This window comes from Clostridium sp. 1001275B_160808_H3, assembly GCF_015550425.1.
GTDB lineage: Bacteria > Bacillota > Clostridia > Clostridiales > Clostridiaceae > Clostridium.
Genome location: NZ_JADNAT010000027.1, coordinates 24,145 through 39,746 on the forward strand (window position 1 = coordinate 24,145; position 15,602 = coordinate 39,746).

General features: G+C 29.6%; 14 protein-coding genes. 7 read left to right on the top strand and 7 right to left on the bottom strand.

Translation table 11 applies throughout. The annotated features are described in order from the left end of the window. Positions 1-11: 11 nt before the first annotated feature. From mnmG to rpmH, 7 genes are all read right to left on the bottom strand, one after another. Positions 12-1,886, bottom strand: a complete 1,875-nt coding sequence (mnmG, locus tag I2A75_RS15860) for a tRNA uridine-5-carboxymethylaminomethyl(34) synthesis enzyme MnmG (protein WP_195266370.1) — start codon at positions 1,884-1,886, stop codon at positions 12-14. A 13-nt stretch (positions 1,887-1,899) separates the two neighbouring features. Beyond that, a complete protein-coding gene (gene mnmE, locus I2A75_RS15865) occupies positions 1,900-3,279 on the bottom strand; it encodes a tRNA uridine-5-carboxymethylaminomethyl(34) synthesis GTPase MnmE (protein WP_195266395.1) in 1,380 nt (459 codons plus the stop codon). 158 nt (positions 3,280-3,437) lie between these two features. Further along, positions 3,438-4,061: an RNA-binding cell elongation regulator Jag/EloR gene (jag, locus tag I2A75_RS15870; RefSeq protein WP_195266372.1), complete on the bottom strand. Its 624-nt coding sequence runs from the start codon at positions 4,059-4,061 to the stop codon at positions 3,438-3,440. 38 nt (positions 4,062-4,099) lie between these two features. Further along, positions 4,100-4,864 carry a membrane protein insertase YidC gene (yidC, locus tag I2A75_RS15875; RefSeq protein WP_195266374.1) on the bottom strand — a complete coding sequence of 255 codons (765 nt, stop codon included), beginning with the start codon at positions 4,862-4,864 and terminating at the stop codon, positions 4,100-4,102. Between the two features lie 18 nt (positions 4,865-4,882). Beyond that, positions 4,883-5,092, bottom strand: coding sequence for a membrane protein insertion efficiency factor YidD (gene yidD / locus I2A75_RS15880; protein ID WP_207733847.1), 210 nt, complete (start codon positions 5,090-5,092; stop codon positions 4,883-4,885). Next, on the bottom strand, positions 5,092-5,442 hold the full coding sequence (gene rnpA / locus I2A75_RS15885) for a ribonuclease P protein component (RefSeq protein ID WP_195266376.1): 351 nt from the start codon (positions 5,440-5,442) through the stop codon (positions 5,092-5,094). The genes yidD and rnpA overlap by 1 nt, the downstream gene beginning before the upstream one ends. A 60-nt stretch (positions 5,443-5,502) precedes the next feature. Continuing rightward, complete coding sequence (gene rpmH, locus I2A75_RS15890) at positions 5,503-5,637, bottom strand: 50S ribosomal protein L34 (RefSeq protein ID WP_195266378.1); 135 nt, start codon at positions 5,635-5,637, stop codon at positions 5,503-5,505. Positions 5,638-6,171: 534 nt separating this feature from the next. Here rpmH and dnaA point away from each other — a divergent pair. The 7 genes from dnaA to gyrA all read left to right on the top strand — a co-directional run bounded on the left by dnaA (position 6,172) and on the right by gyrA (position 15,118). Next, the gene (dnaA, locus tag I2A75_RS15895; protein WP_195266380.1) at positions 6,172-7,527 is read left to right on the top strand and encodes a chromosomal replication initiator protein DnaA; all 1,356 of its coding nucleotides are present in this window, start codon (positions 6,172-6,174) and stop codon (positions 7,525-7,527) included. A gap of 259 nt (positions 7,528-7,786) precedes the next feature. Beyond that, positions 7,787-8,887, top strand: coding sequence for a DNA polymerase III subunit beta (dnaN, locus tag I2A75_RS15900; RefSeq protein WP_195266382.1), 1,101 nt, complete (start codon positions 7,787-7,789; stop codon positions 8,885-8,887). Positions 8,888-8,934: 47 nt separating this feature from the next. Then, positions 8,935-9,141: a S4 domain-containing protein YaaA gene (yaaA, locus tag I2A75_RS15905; RefSeq protein WP_195266399.1), complete on the top strand. Its 207-nt coding sequence runs from the start codon at positions 8,935-8,937 to the stop codon at positions 9,139-9,141. Positions 9,142-9,220: 79 nt separating this feature from the next. Beyond that, positions 9,221-10,306 (top strand): DNA replication/repair protein RecF, encoded by a 1,086-nt coding sequence (gene recF / locus I2A75_RS15910; RefSeq protein WP_195266384.1) that lies wholly within the window; start codon positions 9,221-9,223, stop codon positions 10,304-10,306. 14 nt (positions 10,307-10,320) lie between these two features. Next, positions 10,321-10,581, top strand: a complete 261-nt coding sequence (locus I2A75_RS15915; protein WP_195266386.1) for an extracellular matrix/biofilm biosynthesis regulator RemA family protein — start codon at positions 10,321-10,323, stop codon at positions 10,579-10,581. Between the two features lie 58 nt (positions 10,582-10,639). Then, entirely contained in the window at positions 10,640-12,550 is a 1,911-nt protein-coding gene (gene gyrB, locus I2A75_RS15920) for a DNA topoisomerase (ATP-hydrolyzing) subunit B (RefSeq protein ID WP_195266389.1), read from the top strand. 21 nt (positions 12,551-12,571) lie between these two features. Further along, the gene (gene gyrA, locus I2A75_RS15925; RefSeq protein ID WP_195266391.1) at positions 12,572-15,118 is read left to right on the top strand and encodes a DNA gyrase subunit A; all 2,547 of its coding nucleotides are present in this window, start codon (positions 12,572-12,574) and stop codon (positions 15,116-15,118) included. The last annotated feature ends 484 nt before the right edge of the window (positions 15,119-15,602 follow it).

The following is a 15,602-nucleotide window of genomic DNA, read 5'->3' on the forward strand; positions in this document are numbered from 1 at the left end:
TCCAAAGAATTTTATTTCTTATATTGATGTTCTAAATAAATTAATAATACAGATATATCAGCTGGTGACACTCCAGATATTCTTGATGCTTGCCCTATGCTTACAGGCCTAATATTAGATAACTTTTGAATAGCCTCTGTTCTTAATCCCTTTACATCATTATATTCTAAATCATCAGGAATTAATTTTTTCTCGAACTTTTTAAACTGTCTTACTTGATCTAATTGGCTATCTATATAACCTTCATATTTAGCAATTGTATTTATTTGTTCACCTATATCATCTTCATAGTCTGGTCTATCCGTATCTAAGCTTACTAAGCTAAAATAATCTAATTCTGGTCTTTTAATTAATTCATAAAAACTTATAGGCTTTTTAAGTTCTGTTGATCCCATTGAAACTAAGAATTCATTTGTTTCTTTCTTATTTGTTATTTGAAGTTCCTTTAATCTCTTAACTTCATTTTCTATATTATTTTTTCTTGTTAGGAACTTTTGATATCTTTCTTCTGTCGCAAGACCAACCTTATATCCAATTTCAGTTAATCTAAAATCAGCATTATCTTGTCTTAATAATAATCTATACTCAGCTCTTGATGTCATCATTCTATATGGCTCATTTGTACCTTTAGTAACTAAATCATCGATAAGAACACCTATATATCCATCTGATCTAGTTAGTATCATAGATTCTTCATCTTGAATCTTCAAAGCCGCATTTATTCCAGCAACTATTCCTTGTGCAGCTGCTTCTTCATAACCTGAACTACCATTTAACTGTCCAGCTCCGTATAATCCATCAAATTCCTTAAATTCTAATGTTGGCTTTAATTGAGTCGGATCAATTGAATCATATTCTATTGCATATGCAGTTCTCATTATTTCTACATTTTCTAGTCCAGGAACAGTTCTTAACATTTGTAACTGTACATCTTCTGGAAGTGATGAAGACATTCCTCCAATATACATTTCTTGAGTATCCTCACCCTCTGGTTCTATAAATAACTGATGTCTTTCCCTATCTGGGAACCTCATAACCTTATCTTCTATTGATGGGCAATATCTTGGGCCCACCCCTTCAATTAATCCATTATACATTGGAGACCTATCAATATTCTCTTGTATTATTTTATGAGTTTCTTCACTTGTATAAGTTAACCAACAGGAAACTTGTTCTCTAGATATATCTCCACTCATAAAGGAGAATGGAACTATTTTTTCATCTCCTGGTTGCTCTACCATTTTTGAAAAATCAACAGATCTTTTATTTATTCTCGCTGGAGTACCAGTTTTAAATCTTCTTAATGATATTCCTAAATCAATTAATGATTGAGATAATTCATTAGCTGCTGCTAATCCATTTGGTCCACTATTATATGTAACATCGCCTATTATTATTCTTGCTCTAAGATATGTACCTGTTGTCAATATAACGGCCTTACAACTGAAGTATCCACCGTTCTTTGTAAGTACACCTTTAACCTTTCCATCTTCCACATCTAATTCTATTACTTCTAATTGTCTCAAACTAAGATTTTCTTGATTCTCAAGTACATTCTTCATTCTATTTTGATACTTCTTTTTATCTGCTTGCGCTCTTAAAGAATGAACTGCAGGGCCCTTTGAGGTATTTAGCATTCTTGATTGAATAAATGTGTTGTCTATATTAACCCCCATTTCTCCACCTAATGCATCTATTTCTCTTACCAAGTGTCCTTTCGCAGTACCTCCTATATTAGGATTACAAGGCATCATAGCTACAGAATCAAGATTAGTAGTACAAATTAATGTTTTTAATCCCATTCTAGCTGCTGCAAGTGCTGCTTCACAACCAGCATGACCAGCACCAACAACTACTACATCGTATTCTCCCGCATTATATTTCATATTTATATTTCTCCTACTTTCCACAACAAAATTCTTTAAATATTTTATTAACTAAGTCCTCTTCTAACTCTGAACCAGTAATTTCTCCTAAAGCTTTTAAAGCTGCAGTTACATATATAGAAATTAAATCAAGGAACTCATTATTTTTAACTCTTATTAGAGCATCATCACAATTTTCCTTTGCTCTAATTAAAGCTTGCTTATGTCTTGAGTTAGATATTATTAGACTTTCGCTATCTATTTTACCATTAAAGAACATATTCTTAATCTCATTTTTTAATCCATCTATTCCAAGATCTTCTTTTGCAGAAATTTTTATTATATTTTCAAATTCGCTTAATAAAGATTTATCTAATTTATTTTCTAAATCTATTTTATTTAACAAAACTATAGAATTTTTATTTTTTATAGCTTCTATTATTTCAATATCTTCATTATCTAATTCTCTAGAAGAATCTAGTACTAATAAAATTAAATCTGCTTCATTTATTTTTTCCTTTGATTTTTCAACTCCAATTTTTTCAACTATATCTTCTGTTTCTCTTATTCCCGCCGTATCTATTATCTTTACTGGTATTCCATCAAGATTTATATATTCCTCTATTACATCTCTAGTAGTTCCAGCAATATCTGTAACAATTGCTCTCTTTTCCTTTAAGAGAACATTTAATAAAGATGATTTACCTACGTTTGGCTTACCTACTATGGCTAAGCTTAATCCATCTCTTATTATTTTGCCTTCATCTGCACTTTTAAGTAATTTACTCATATCATCACATGCTTTTTCCAAGCTATCTTTTACTCTCAATGGAATTGTCGGATCAACTTCCTCATCATCCTCAGTAAAGTCTACAGCATATTCTATTAACGCTAATACATTTAACAGATATTCTCTTAGTTTATTGATTTTCTCTGACAATGAACCCGAACTCTGCATTAAAGCTGATTTCATTGCTAGCTCAGTCTTAGCCGTGATTAAATCCATAACTGCCTCTGCCTGAGATAAATCTATTCTTCCATTCAAAAATGCTCTTTTAGTAAATTCACCTGGCTCAGCTAATCTTGCTCCAGCCTTCATAACCATTTCCAGCACTTTATTTGTTGATGTTACTCCACCATGACAATTTATTTCTACAGTATCTTCTGCTGTGAAACTTTTTGGCCCTTTCATATAGCTTATAATTACTTCATCTATTAAGTCTTCTTTATCTATATCAACTATATGACCATATTTCATGGTATAAGTCTTCATATCTTTTATATCTTTTCCACTTTTCGCCCTAAAAATTTTAGCTACTATCTCTAAGGCTTTATCACCAGATACTCTTATAATAGCAATTCCACCTTCTCCAATTGCTGTGGATATAGCACAAATTGTATCAAATTCTTTCATCATCTATCCTCCTTAATGTATTTTAGATAAATTCCTTCGTTCAATATATTATATATATTTATATTATACCCCATTTTAACTAATATTCATTTTACAAAACTATTTGAATTTAGTCAAAAATAAATAAAAGGCAAGAAAGCCAATTGGCTTTCTCACCTTTATTTCTTTATATCTACAACAACTCTTCTGTAAGGTTCGTCACCCTCACTAAATGTATAGACATATTCATTATCTTGTAAAGCAGAATGTATTACTCTTCTTTCATAAGGATTCATCGGTTCTAACTTATAAGGTCTTCTAGTTTTTCTAACTTTATATGCAGTTTTTTCAGCAACTCTCATCAAAGTTTCTTCTCTTTTCTTTCTGTAGTTTTCAGTATCTAAAACTACCTTTTTATAAGGAATGTCATGCCCCTTATTAACAACTAACGAAGCTAAATATTGTAGAGAATCTAAAGTTTCTCCTCTATATCCAATTATTAATCCCATCTTAGGACCATTCAAGTCTATATAAACAACATCATTAACTTCTTTAATTTTTATTTCTGCTTGTACTTTCATATTATCAAGAATACTTCTTAAAAATACTCGTACCTCTTCCTTATAATCTCTTTTAACCTTAACTAATATTTTTGCTGGCTTTGTCCCTATAATATTTAAAAATCCTTTTGAGCCTTCATCTAAAACCTCATATTCAACCTTATCTTCTGTAAGCTTTAATTCTTTTAACGCATTTTGTAATGCTTCACTTACGCTTTTCCCTGCTATTTCTAATGTTTTCATACCCTATTCACCACCTAGTAAATACTAATATAATAATCTTAATTCTTCTTCTTAGTCTTTGGTGTTGCTTTTTTTGCGTTCTGAATAGTTTTTAATTTATCTTCTTCTTCTTTTGCTGCTCTTTTCTTTTTAGCTGGCAAGTAATTTAAGAAATAAGTTTGCGCTAATTGTATAGCTCCACCTATTACCCAGTAAATTACTAAAAGGGAACTAAAGTTAATAGCCATTACCCCCATCATACCTGCCATCATTATATTCATACTTCCCATGTTCATAGGACTATTTTCATTCTTTGGCATTGACTTAGTTAAAAGTAAACTTGGTAAATAAGTACTTAAGAAAGCCAATACTGGCATTATGAAGTAAGGATCCTTGTTAAATACATTTGGTATCCATAAAAATGATGTATTAGTTACAGCACTTTTATCTATATTCCAAAAAACATAATATAGTGCAAATAATATTGGTAAAGGTAATAATGTAGGAAGGCATCCCCCAAACATACTTACATTATTTTCTTTCATACATTTTGAATACTCAGCTTGCATCTTTTGAGGATCATTTGCATATTTTTTTTGTATTGCATTTAATTCTGGTTGAATTTCTTGCATCCTAGCATTTGATCTATTTGCCTTAATATTAAATGGTAATATTATCAATCTTATTATTACAGTAAATATTGTTATTGCTAGCACATATGAAGCCCCACTAGGTTCCATATTAAATACTGATAAAATAAAATTATGTAGACCATTAAATATAATCGTCAGAAAATTTGTTATTGGTTCTAAAAGTTTCATCATATCTTACAAATAACCTCCTTATTTCACAGGATCATATCCACCCTTAGCAAATGGATGACACCTTAAAATTCTCTTTATAGCTAAAAAACCACCTTTTATTGCTCCATATTTATTAATAGCATCTATTGCATATTGTGAGCATGTAGGAACATAAATACATGTTGGTGGTCTCATCGGCGAAATATATTTTCTATATAAATATATAGATTTCAACATTATCTTTTTCATTATTTATATAAGCCTGCCTTTAAAAAAAGTTTTTTCATTGCCTCTTCAACTTCAAAGAAACTTTTTCCTTTTATAGCACTTCTCGCTACAAACACAAAATCGTAGCCACTTTTAAGGTTCTTTTCATTAAGTCTATAGCTTTCAGTTATCAATCGTTTACTTCTACTTCGAACTACACTATTTCCAACTTTTTTGCTTACTGAAATTCCTACCTTATTATAAGTAAGATTATCTTCTGTTTTATTTTTTCTATTATTAAAAGTGTATAAAACTAAAAGGTTATTAGCTAAAGACTTTCCCCTTCTATATACTAATTTAAATTCATTATTTTTTCTTAATCTGTATACCATTGGAAACTCTATACTCCTTTTTTCCTGCTATTGCAGAAAAAAGGCCACTATTTGCGGCCCTTATGCTGTTAATCTTTTTCTACCTTTTTGTCTTCTTCTCTTAAGAACAGATCTTCCTGATGAAGTTTTCATTCTCTTTCTGAATCCATGTTCTTTTTTTCTTTGTCTCTTTTTTGGTTGGTATGTCATGAACATTTCACTACACCCCCTTTAAATTGTAATTTCTATAGTAAAAACTATAATTCCTATTTTAAATTTACCTTATTATTATATATATATCACGTTTTTATGTCAATACACTATAATTTTCAAATTCTGTTGATAAATATAAGATTTTACCACAGTTTTTTGTGGATAACTCCTTGAATACTCTATTTAACTTATGTTATTATTAGTATTGAATGTGAATAATTTTACTTAGCAAACAAGTTATCCACACATGTGGATTAAATTGTGTATAACTTGTTTACTTTTTTCTTTATTACTTATCTATTTATATCTATTTTTAGCTAAACTAATGCTTTTATACCATGTTAATAATGTGAAAAATTGTACATAATTATATTGTGGATAACTTTTATCAATATAAAATATCAACATAATTATTAACATGTGAATAATTCTATCATATTTATTAACATGCATTTTCATGTGTTAATAAGTGTGTTGATATATTGTTACTAACTATTTAATATTTAAATTTAAAATTTATTTTATGGAGGATATAAAATGAATAATGATCTAAAATCATTATGGGAAAAAACATTAAATATAATTAAGGGTGAAATGAGTGAAGTTAGCTTTAATACATGGATTAAAAGTTGCGAACCTATTTCTATATCTTCCAATATAATAAGAATCAGTGTTCCAAACTCCTTTACTCAAGACATATTAGAAAAGAGATACAAGGACTTAGTTGTAAATTCTATAGAAGCTGCTTGCTCAAAAGTTTATAATGTAGAATTTATGGTAGCATCTGATATTCAGGAAGCAGAAGAAAAGGAAGAAAAGAAACCTAAATTCGATGATAGAGGATCTATTACTGTAAATGATGAAATGTCAAGTTTATTAAATCCTAAATACACATTTGATTCTTTCGTTATTGGTAATAGTAATAGATTTGCTCATGCAGCTTCATTAGCTGTAGCTGAAGCACCTGCCAAAGCTTATAATCCTCTGTTCATATATGGAGGCGTTGGCCTTGGTAAAACACACTTAATGCATGCTATTGGTCATTATGTTTTACAAAATAATTCTAATGCTAAAGTTGTATATGTCTCTTCAGAAAAATTTACTAATGAACTTATTAATGCAATAAGAGATGATAAAAATGAAGAATTTAGAAATAAATATAGAAATGTAGATATTTTACTTATAGATGATATTCAATTTATAGCTGGAAAGGAAAGAACTCAAGAAGAGTTTTTCCATACCTTCAATGCATTACATGATGCCAACAAACAAATAATTCTATCATCTGATAGACCACCTAAAGAAATTCCAACTTTAGAAGATAGACTACGTTCTAGATTTGAATGGGGCTTAATAGCTGATATTCAAGCACCAGACTTTGAAACTAGAATGGCAATATTAAAAAAGAAAGCTGATGTAGAAAAGCTAAATGTTGCAAATGAAGTTATGGTTTATATCGCGACTAAAATTAAGTCTAATATTAGAGAGCTAGAAGGAGCTTTAATTAGAATTGTTGCTTATTCATCACTTACTAACAGACCAATTACTGTTGAGTTAGCAAGTGAAGCTCTTAAAGATATAATATCAAATAAACAAAATAAGAATGTAACTATAGACGTTATACAAGATGTTGTTGCTGGATATTTTAATCTTAGAATAGAAGACTTGAAATCTCAAAGAAGGACTAGGAATGTAGCATATCCTAGACAAATTGCAATGTATTTAAGCAGAAAGTTAACCGATATGTCCTTGCCTAAAATAGGTGAAGAATTTGGGGGAAGGGATCATACTACTGTTATTCATGCTTATGAAAAAATATCTGATAGCTTAAATACAGATGAAAGCCTACAACACACAGTAAATGATATAACGAAAAAGCTAACTCAAAATTAATTAACAACTGTACATAAATATATTGAATTATTTGTGGATAACTAATAAAAACAATATTGATTGTTAATACTGTGGATAAGTCATATGATTTTTGCTTCACTTATCCACAATATTTTTTTATAAATAATTTAGTGTTTTCAAGGGGTATACGCACTTATCAACATATCAACAGCCCCTACTACTATTATTATTAATTTATATCTATATATTTATCTATATCTATAGATATCTAATGTATATAACTTAAGGAGGTTTTTATATGATATTTATCTGTGAAAAACAAAAACTACAAGAAGGTATATCAATTGCCAATAAGGCTATAACTGGTAAGACAACAATGCCTATTTTAGAAGGCATATACATAAATGCTAAAAGTGAAGGACTCACATTAATAGGATCTGATATGGATGTATCTATTGAAACAAAAGTTGAAGCCGATATATTAGAAGAAGGCATGATTGTAATAGATGCAAAGATCTTTGGAGAAATAATAAGAAAATTACCTAATTCAGATATAAAAATAGAGACTTTAGAAAATGACATAATACAAATAACATGTGAAAAGTCAGTATTTAATTTAGTTTATATGAATGGAGAAGACTATCCAGCTTTACCTAGTATAAATGAAAATCTTTCAGTTGAAGTTCAACAAAATATATTAAAAAATATGATTAAGGGTACATCATTTGCAATAGCACAAGATGAAACTAGACCAATACTACAAGGAATTTTATTTGAGGTTAAAAATAAAAACTTAAATTTGGTCGCATTAGACGGATATAGACTGGCAGTAAGAAGTGAATTCTTAGATAATGATAATGAAATAGAAGTAGTTATTCCGGGGAAGACATTAAATGAAGTGTCAAAAATATTAGAAGATGTTTCTGATATAGTAAAAATTACATTTACTAATAATCATATATTATTCAATTTAAATAATACAAAAGTAATTTCTAGATTATTAGATGGTAAGTTTGTGAATTATTCTTCTTTATTGCCTCAGGAGCACAAAATATTAGTAGATGTGGATAAACAACACCTACAAAGTTGTATAGAAAGAGCTTCATTAATGGCTAAGGATAGTAATAGTAATTTAATAAAATTAGATGTTCAAGAAGAAAATATGATAATAACTTCTAATTCTCAATTGGGAAAGGTTAGAGAAGAACTTAGTATAAATTTGCAAGGAGAGCCTATTCAAATTGCATTTAACTCTAGATATTTATTAGACGTACTAAAAAATGTTGATGACGATGAAATTAAAATGGAAATGACATCAAGCGTTAGTCCTTGTGTAATTAAGTGCAAGAATACAGATAATTCAAAGTATCTTGTTTTACCAGTTAGATTAATAAGATAGAAGGGAGAAAATGCATAGTATATGAATTAATATGCATGGAATTGGAAATGGAAGAAATTAAAATTAGTACCGAGTTTATAAAATTAGATTCATTTTTAAAATGGTGCGGAGTTGCATCTCTAGGTTCAGAGGCTAAAATGTATATTTTAGATGGGATGGTTAAAGTTAATGATGAAGTTTGTATTCAGAGGGGGAAAAAATTAAAACAAGGCGATGAAGTAGAGTTTAATGGAGAAAAATATAGAATTATTTAGGAATAGCATATATTTATTTACATTAACCTGATAATTACTTTTATTCCTCTAATATGTTATAATTAAAATAGGTGTAAAAATGTATATTAAAAGACTGCAAATGTTAAATTATAGAAATTATAAATCTTTAAATATAACACTTGGTAAAAATGTAAATGTATTTATGGGGGATAATGCTCAAGGAAAAACAAATATTCTTGAAGCAATTTATTATTGTGCTTTTGCCAAATCTCATAGAACTTCTAAAGATAGAGAGTTGATAAATTGGAATTCAGATAGTGCTTATGTAAGTTTATTGGTAGGTAAAGATAGACTTGATAAAAATATCGATATAAATATATTGAAAGATGGTAAAAAGGCCATTAAGATTAACAAAATTAAAGTATCTAAAATAGGTGAGTTATTTGGAAACTTTAATGTCGTTATGTTTTCACCAGAAGATTTAAAGATTATAAAAGATTCTCCTGGAGTAAGAAGAAAGTTTATTGATATGGAGCTATGTCAATTAAATTCTAAATACTATTATAATCTAGTACAATACAATAAAGTTTTAAATGAACGGAATGTTGTTTTAAAAAATAGAAAATTAGATACAGAAGTTTTAGATATATATGATATACAATTAGCAAATTTTGGTTATCATATAATAATGGAAAGACTTAAATATATCAATAAATTAAATTTTTATGGAAAGGATATTCATAAAGATATATCCTCAGGAAAAGAAAATGTAGAGTTCAAATATATAAGTACGATAAAGAACCTAGAAGATATAGAAAATAGTTTTTATGAAGCACTGAGAAAAAATAGGAAGAAGGACATTGAAAAAGGAACTACTAGCATAGGTCCTCACAGAGATGATTTTATTGTACTAATCAATGATGTAGATATTAAAAGCTTTGGATCACAAGGACAGCAAAGAAGCGCTGTCCTTACAATAAAGTTTTCATCTTTAAAAATAATAAAAGAAATGACATCAGAGTATCCAGTATTATTATTAGATGATGTTTTATCAGAATTAGATTTTAATAGAAAGAGATATATTCTGAGTACAATTGGAGAAATCCAAACAATAATAACATGTACAGGAATAGAAGATCTAACTAACTATTTAGACGATAGTTCCAGAGTATTTAAGGTCAAGGAAGGAGAAATCCTAAATTAAAAGGAGGAATTCTTATGTTTTTACATTTAGGAGAAAATGTGGTTGTTCCGATTAAAGACATAATTGGAATTTTTGATCTACAAACTACAATGTATAGTTCAGATACGAGTGCTTTTCTAAGGATGGCAGAAGAGGACGGGTTTGTAGAAAGAATTTCTAAAGAGAAACCAAAATCATTTGTTATAGCTGAAGTTAATAAAATGAGTAAAGTTTATTTATCTCCAATTTCATCTTCAACTTTAACAAAGAGAACAAATATAGATTATAATCCATAAATCCAATGTTAAATCTTCATGTGATTATAATAAAATTTCATTTAAGGAGGAGATTATATTGGAAACAAACAATCAAAGCTATGATGAAAGTCAGATTCAAGTATTGGAAGGCTTAGAAGCTGTTAGAAAAAGACCGGGAATGTATATAGGAAGTACTAGTTCAAGGGGGTTACATCATCTTGTATATGAAATAGTTGATAATAGTATAGATGAAGCTTTAGCTGGATTTTGTACAGATATATCAGTGACAATAAATGAAGATAACTCAATTACTGTAATTGATAATGGAAGAGGGATGCCAACTGGAATACATCCTAAAATGGGTAAATCTACAGTAGAAGTTATAATGACAGTTCTTCATGCTGGAGGAAAATTTGGCGGTGGAGGATACAAGGTATCTGGAGGTCTACATGGGGTTGGTGCATCAGTTGTTAATGCATTATCAGAATGGTGTGAAGTAACAGTATCAAGAGAAGGTGATATATGGCAACAAAAATATTCAAGAGGAAATGTTGTAACTAGCTTAGAGAAAATAGGTAAAACAGATGATCATGGTACAAAAGTTTCATTTAAACCTGATACTGAAATATTTGAGGAAACAGAATATGATTTTGATACATTGGCTAATAGGCTTAGAGAGCTAGCATTTTTAAATAAGGGAATTAGAATAATATTATCTGATAAGAGAGAAGAAGGTAAAGAAGAGATATATCATTATGAAGGCGGCATAAAGGAATTTGTATCTTACTTGAATAGAAACAAGGAAGCCCTACATCCAGAACCAATTTATATTGAAGGTGAAAAGGATGGAATAATAGCTGAAATATCACTTCAATACAATGATAGCTATACAGAAAACTTATATTCATTTGCTAATAATATAGATACCATTGAAGGTGGTACACATTTATCAGGGTTCAAAACAGCATTAACAAGAGCTATAAATGACTATGGTAAAAAGTTTAATCATTTAAAAGAAAATGATAAGAATTTATCAGGAGATGATATAAGAGAAGGTCTTACAGCCGTAGTTTCTGTAAAAATATCTGAACCTCAATTTGAAGGCCAAACTAAAACTAAGCTTGGTAATTCAGAAGTTAGGGGGGTAGTTGACTCAATTGTTGGAGAAGGAGTTGCTATATTCCTAGAAGAAAATCCAGGGGTTGGTAAGATAATAATAGAAAAAGCGTTGATGGCAGCTAGAGCTAGAGACGCAGCAAGAAAAGCAAGAGAGTTAACAAGAAAGTCAGTGTTAGAACGTTCATCATTACCTGGTAAATTAGCTGATTGTTCATCAAAGGATCCTTTAGAGTGTGAAATTTATATAGTTGAGGGAGATTCAGCGGGAGGTTCAGCTAAGCAAGGAAGAAATAGAAGATTCCAAGCAATACTTCCTTTAAGAGGTAAAATATTAAACGTAGAAAAGCAAAGACTAGATAGAATATTAACTGCTGACTCAATTAAGTCAATGGTTACAGCATTTGGAGCTGGAATTGGAGATGACTTTGATGAAGAGAAGTTAAGATACAATAGAATAATAATAATGACAGATGCTGACGTTGATGGAGCTCATATAAGAACTTTATTATTGACATTCTTCTTTAGGTATATGAGAGGGCTGTTAGATGGAGGACACGTATATATAGCACAACCACCTCTTTATCAAGTAAAAAAGAATAAGAAGGAGTACTATGCTTATTCAGATGCAGAACTTGAAAAAGTATTAGGTGAAATTGGTGGAAAAGATAATTCAACTAACATACAAAGATATAAAGGTCTTGGAGAAATGAATGCAACTCAATTATGGGATACAACTATGGATCCTGAAAAGAGAGTATTATTAAAAGCTACTATAGAGGATGCCATAGCTGCAGATGAAATATTCACTATATTAATGGGAGACAAAGTAGAACCAAGAAGAGAGTTTATCCAAAAAAATGCTAAAAAAGTAAGTAATTTAGATGTATAGTACTAAAACGAGGTGAGGTACATGAATTTAAACGAGGGAAAAGTTATATCTATTGATATAAATAAAGAAATGAAAAGATGCTATATCGACTATGCAATGAGTGTAATAGTCGGTCGTGCACTTCCAGATGTTAGAGATGGATTAAAACCTGTACATAGAAGAATATTATACTCTATGAACGATTTAGGATTATCTCCAGAAAAGGGATATAGAAAATGTGCAAGAATAGTTGGGGAAGTTTTAGGTAAGTACCATCCACATGGTGACACATCTGTTTATGATGCACTTGTAAGAATGGCACAAGACTTCTCAATGAGATATATGCTTGTAGACGGTCATGGTAACTTTGGTTCAGTAGATGGAGATAGCGCAGCTGCTATGAGATATACTGAAGCTAAAATGAATAAGATTGCTGTTGAAATGTTAAGAGATATAACAAAGGATACAGTTGATTTTATTCCAAACTTCGATGGAGAAGAGAAGGAACCAGTTGTATTACCATCAAGATATCCAAATCTTTTAGTTAATGGATCATCAGGTATAGCTGTAGGTATGGCAACAAATATTCCTCCTCATAACTTAGGAGAAGTAATAGATGGAACAATAATGCTTATAGATAATCCAGATATTACTGTTTTAGAGCTAATGTCTGTTATAAAGGGACCAGATTTCCCAACGGGAGCTATTATTATGGGTAAGTCAGGAATAAGAGCAGCGTATGAAACTGGTAAAGGAAGAATAATAGTTAGAGCAAAGGCTGAAATTGAAGAAGAAAATAATAGGCATAGAATAATAGTTACTGAAATACCATATCAAGTAAATAAAGCTAAACTAATAGAAAATATAGCAGATTTAGTTAAAGATAAAAAAATAGTTGGAATATCAGATTTAAGAGATGAATCTGATAGAGAAGGTATGAGAATTGTAGTAGAGCTTAAGAAGGATGCAAATCCAAATGTAATACTAAATATGTTATATAAGCATACTAAAATGCAAGATACATTTGGTGTTATAATGTTAGCTCTAGTTAACAATGAGCCGCAAGTATTGAATCTTAAGCAAGTATTAAGTAACTATATAGAGTTCCAAAAGGAAGTAGTAACTAGAAGAACTATATTTGAATTGAATAAAGCAGAAGCTAGGGCTCATATACTTGAGGGACTAAAGATAGCTCTAGATAATATTGATGAGGTTATAAGTATAATTAGATCATCAAAAACCACTGAAATAGCAAAAAATACATTAATTGAAAGATTCAATTTAAGTGAAAAGCAAGCTCAAGCAATCTTAGAAATGAGATTAAGAAGATTAACAGGTTTAGAAAGAGATAAAATAGAAGAAGAACTTGCAGAAATTATGAAATTAATAGATTATTTAAATTCAATATTAGCAAGCGAAGAAAAACTTCTTTCTGTAATAAAAGAAGAATTAATAGAAATAAAGAATAGATATGGGGATGAAAGAAGAACTTCAATAGAAAAAGTAGTTAATGAAATAGATATTGAAGATCTTATTCAAGAAGAAGAAGTTGTTGTAACTTTAACTCATTCAGGATACATTAAGAGAATATCTGCAGATACATATTCTGCCCAAAGAAGAGGGGGAAGAGGAATACAGGCAATGTCTACAAAGGAAGATGATTTTGTAGAACATGTTAATGTAGTTTCAACTCACTCAGATATACTGTTCTTTACGAATAAAGGAAGAGTTTATAAGTTAAGAGCTTATGAAATACCTGATGCAGGTAGAACTGCAAAAGGAACTAATATTATAAACCTAATAGCTATAGAACAAGATGAAAGGATTGAAACGGTTCTTTCTGTTAAAGATGATGTAAATGAAGGATTCCTATTTATGGGGACTAAGCAAGGATTAGTAAAGAAGACACCTTTATCCGAATTTAAGAATCTTAGAAAGAATGGATTAATAGCTATAAATCTCAGAGATGGTGATGAGCTTCTAAAAGTTAAGATAACTCGTGGTGATGCTGATATAGTTATAGTAACTCAAGATGGAAATGCAATAAGATTTAATGAAACAGATGTAAGACCTATGGGAAGGACAGCATCAGGAGTAAGGTCAATAAATTTAAGGAAAGACGATATTGCTGTATGCATGGATATAGCTGTAGAAGGAGAAGACTTACTTGTTATTAGTGAGAATGGATTTGGAAAAAGAACTCCTATAACAGAATATAAGAGACAAAAAAGAGGCGGAACAGGATTAATAACATATAAGTTATCTGAGAAGACAGGTAAAGTTATAGGTGCAACTATATGTAAGATAGATGATGAGCTTATGTTAATAAATACAAGTGGTGTAGCTATAAGAATAAATGTATCTGATATATCAGTAACTAGTAGATCTGCAATGGGAGTAACTCTTATGAGGACTACAGATGAAGAAAAGATAGCTGCAATTGCTAAAATATCAGGAAGTATTGATGATAAAGAAGAGCAATTAACACTAGATAGTGAAGATGTAAGTGATGAAGTTAAAAGTGAAATAGCAGTTGTAAATGATTCTGATAATAGTTTAAATGAATTATTAGATAGGGCTGAAGAATAAGAGAATATATAAATATAAATAAAAATAAGTCGTGATTGTCATAATTTAATATTATAGATAATCGCGATTTATTTTTTTAGCAACAAAAAGTATTGAAAATATAGTTATATACAAATAATTTAACGTAATCATATCCTGGCGTATCATCAATAGAAAAAGATAGATATTAATAGAAAATTAAAGGAAAACAAGTATAATTCATTGTGATATAGTAAATTATATAAAACTAATTTAAATTTAAATGTTAAGATAAATCTCGTCGCTGAGAGATGCGACAAAACAAGTCAAAAAAACTTTGAAAAAAGTTGTTGACAAGAAAGAAAACAAATGATAAGATAAGAAAGTCGCTTGAGGGCGATGAAGAAAATGGTCTTTGAAAATTGAACAGAAAATAAGTTAAGTAAAATAAACCAGCAATTCTTTTAGACGTCTTAAAATTAAGACTCAAAGTAATTTGAGCGAAGAGATTAAACTTTTTATTGAG

Excerpts from the sequence above, each read along its gene's own strand:
- mnmG (WP_195266370.1), bottom strand. The coding sequence starts at position 1,886 with ATGAAATATAATGCGGGAGAATACGATGTAGTAGTTGTTGGTGCTGGT.
- mnmE (WP_195266395.1), bottom strand. The coding sequence starts at position 3,279 with ATGAAAGAATTTGATACAATTTGTGCTATATCCACAGCAATTGGAGAA.
- jag (WP_195266372.1), bottom strand. The coding sequence starts at position 4,061 with ATGAAAACATTAGAAATAGCAGGGAAAAGCGTAAGTGAAGCATTACAA.
- yidC (WP_195266374.1), bottom strand. The coding sequence starts at position 4,864 with ATGATGAAACTTTTAGAACCAATAACAAATTTTCTGACGATTATATTT.
- yidD (WP_207733847.1), bottom strand. The coding sequence starts at position 5,092 with ATGAAAAAGATAATGTTGAAATCTATATATTTATATAGAAAATATATT.
- rnpA (WP_195266376.1), bottom strand. The coding sequence starts at position 5,442 with ATGGTATACAGATTAAGAAAAAATAATGAATTTAAATTAGTATATAGA.
- rpmH (WP_195266378.1), bottom strand. The coding sequence starts at position 5,637 with ATGTTCATGACATACCAACCAAAAAAGAGACAAAGAAAAAAAGAACAT.
- dnaA (WP_195266380.1), top strand. The coding sequence starts at position 6,172 with ATGAATAATGATCTAAAATCATTATGGGAAAAAACATTAAATATAATT.
- dnaN (WP_195266382.1), top strand. The coding sequence starts at position 7,787 with ATGATATTTATCTGTGAAAAACAAAAACTACAAGAAGGTATATCAATT.
- yaaA (WP_195266399.1), top strand. The coding sequence starts at position 8,935 with ATGGAAGAAATTAAAATTAGTACCGAGTTTATAAAATTAGATTCATTT.
- recF (WP_195266384.1), top strand. The coding sequence starts at position 9,221 with ATGTATATTAAAAGACTGCAAATGTTAAATTATAGAAATTATAAATCT.
- I2A75_RS15915 (WP_195266386.1), top strand. The coding sequence starts at position 10,321 with ATGTTTTTACATTTAGGAGAAAATGTGGTTGTTCCGATTAAAGACATA.
- gyrA (WP_195266391.1), top strand. The coding sequence starts at position 12,572 with ATGAATTTAAACGAGGGAAAAGTTATATCTATTGATATAAATAAAGAA.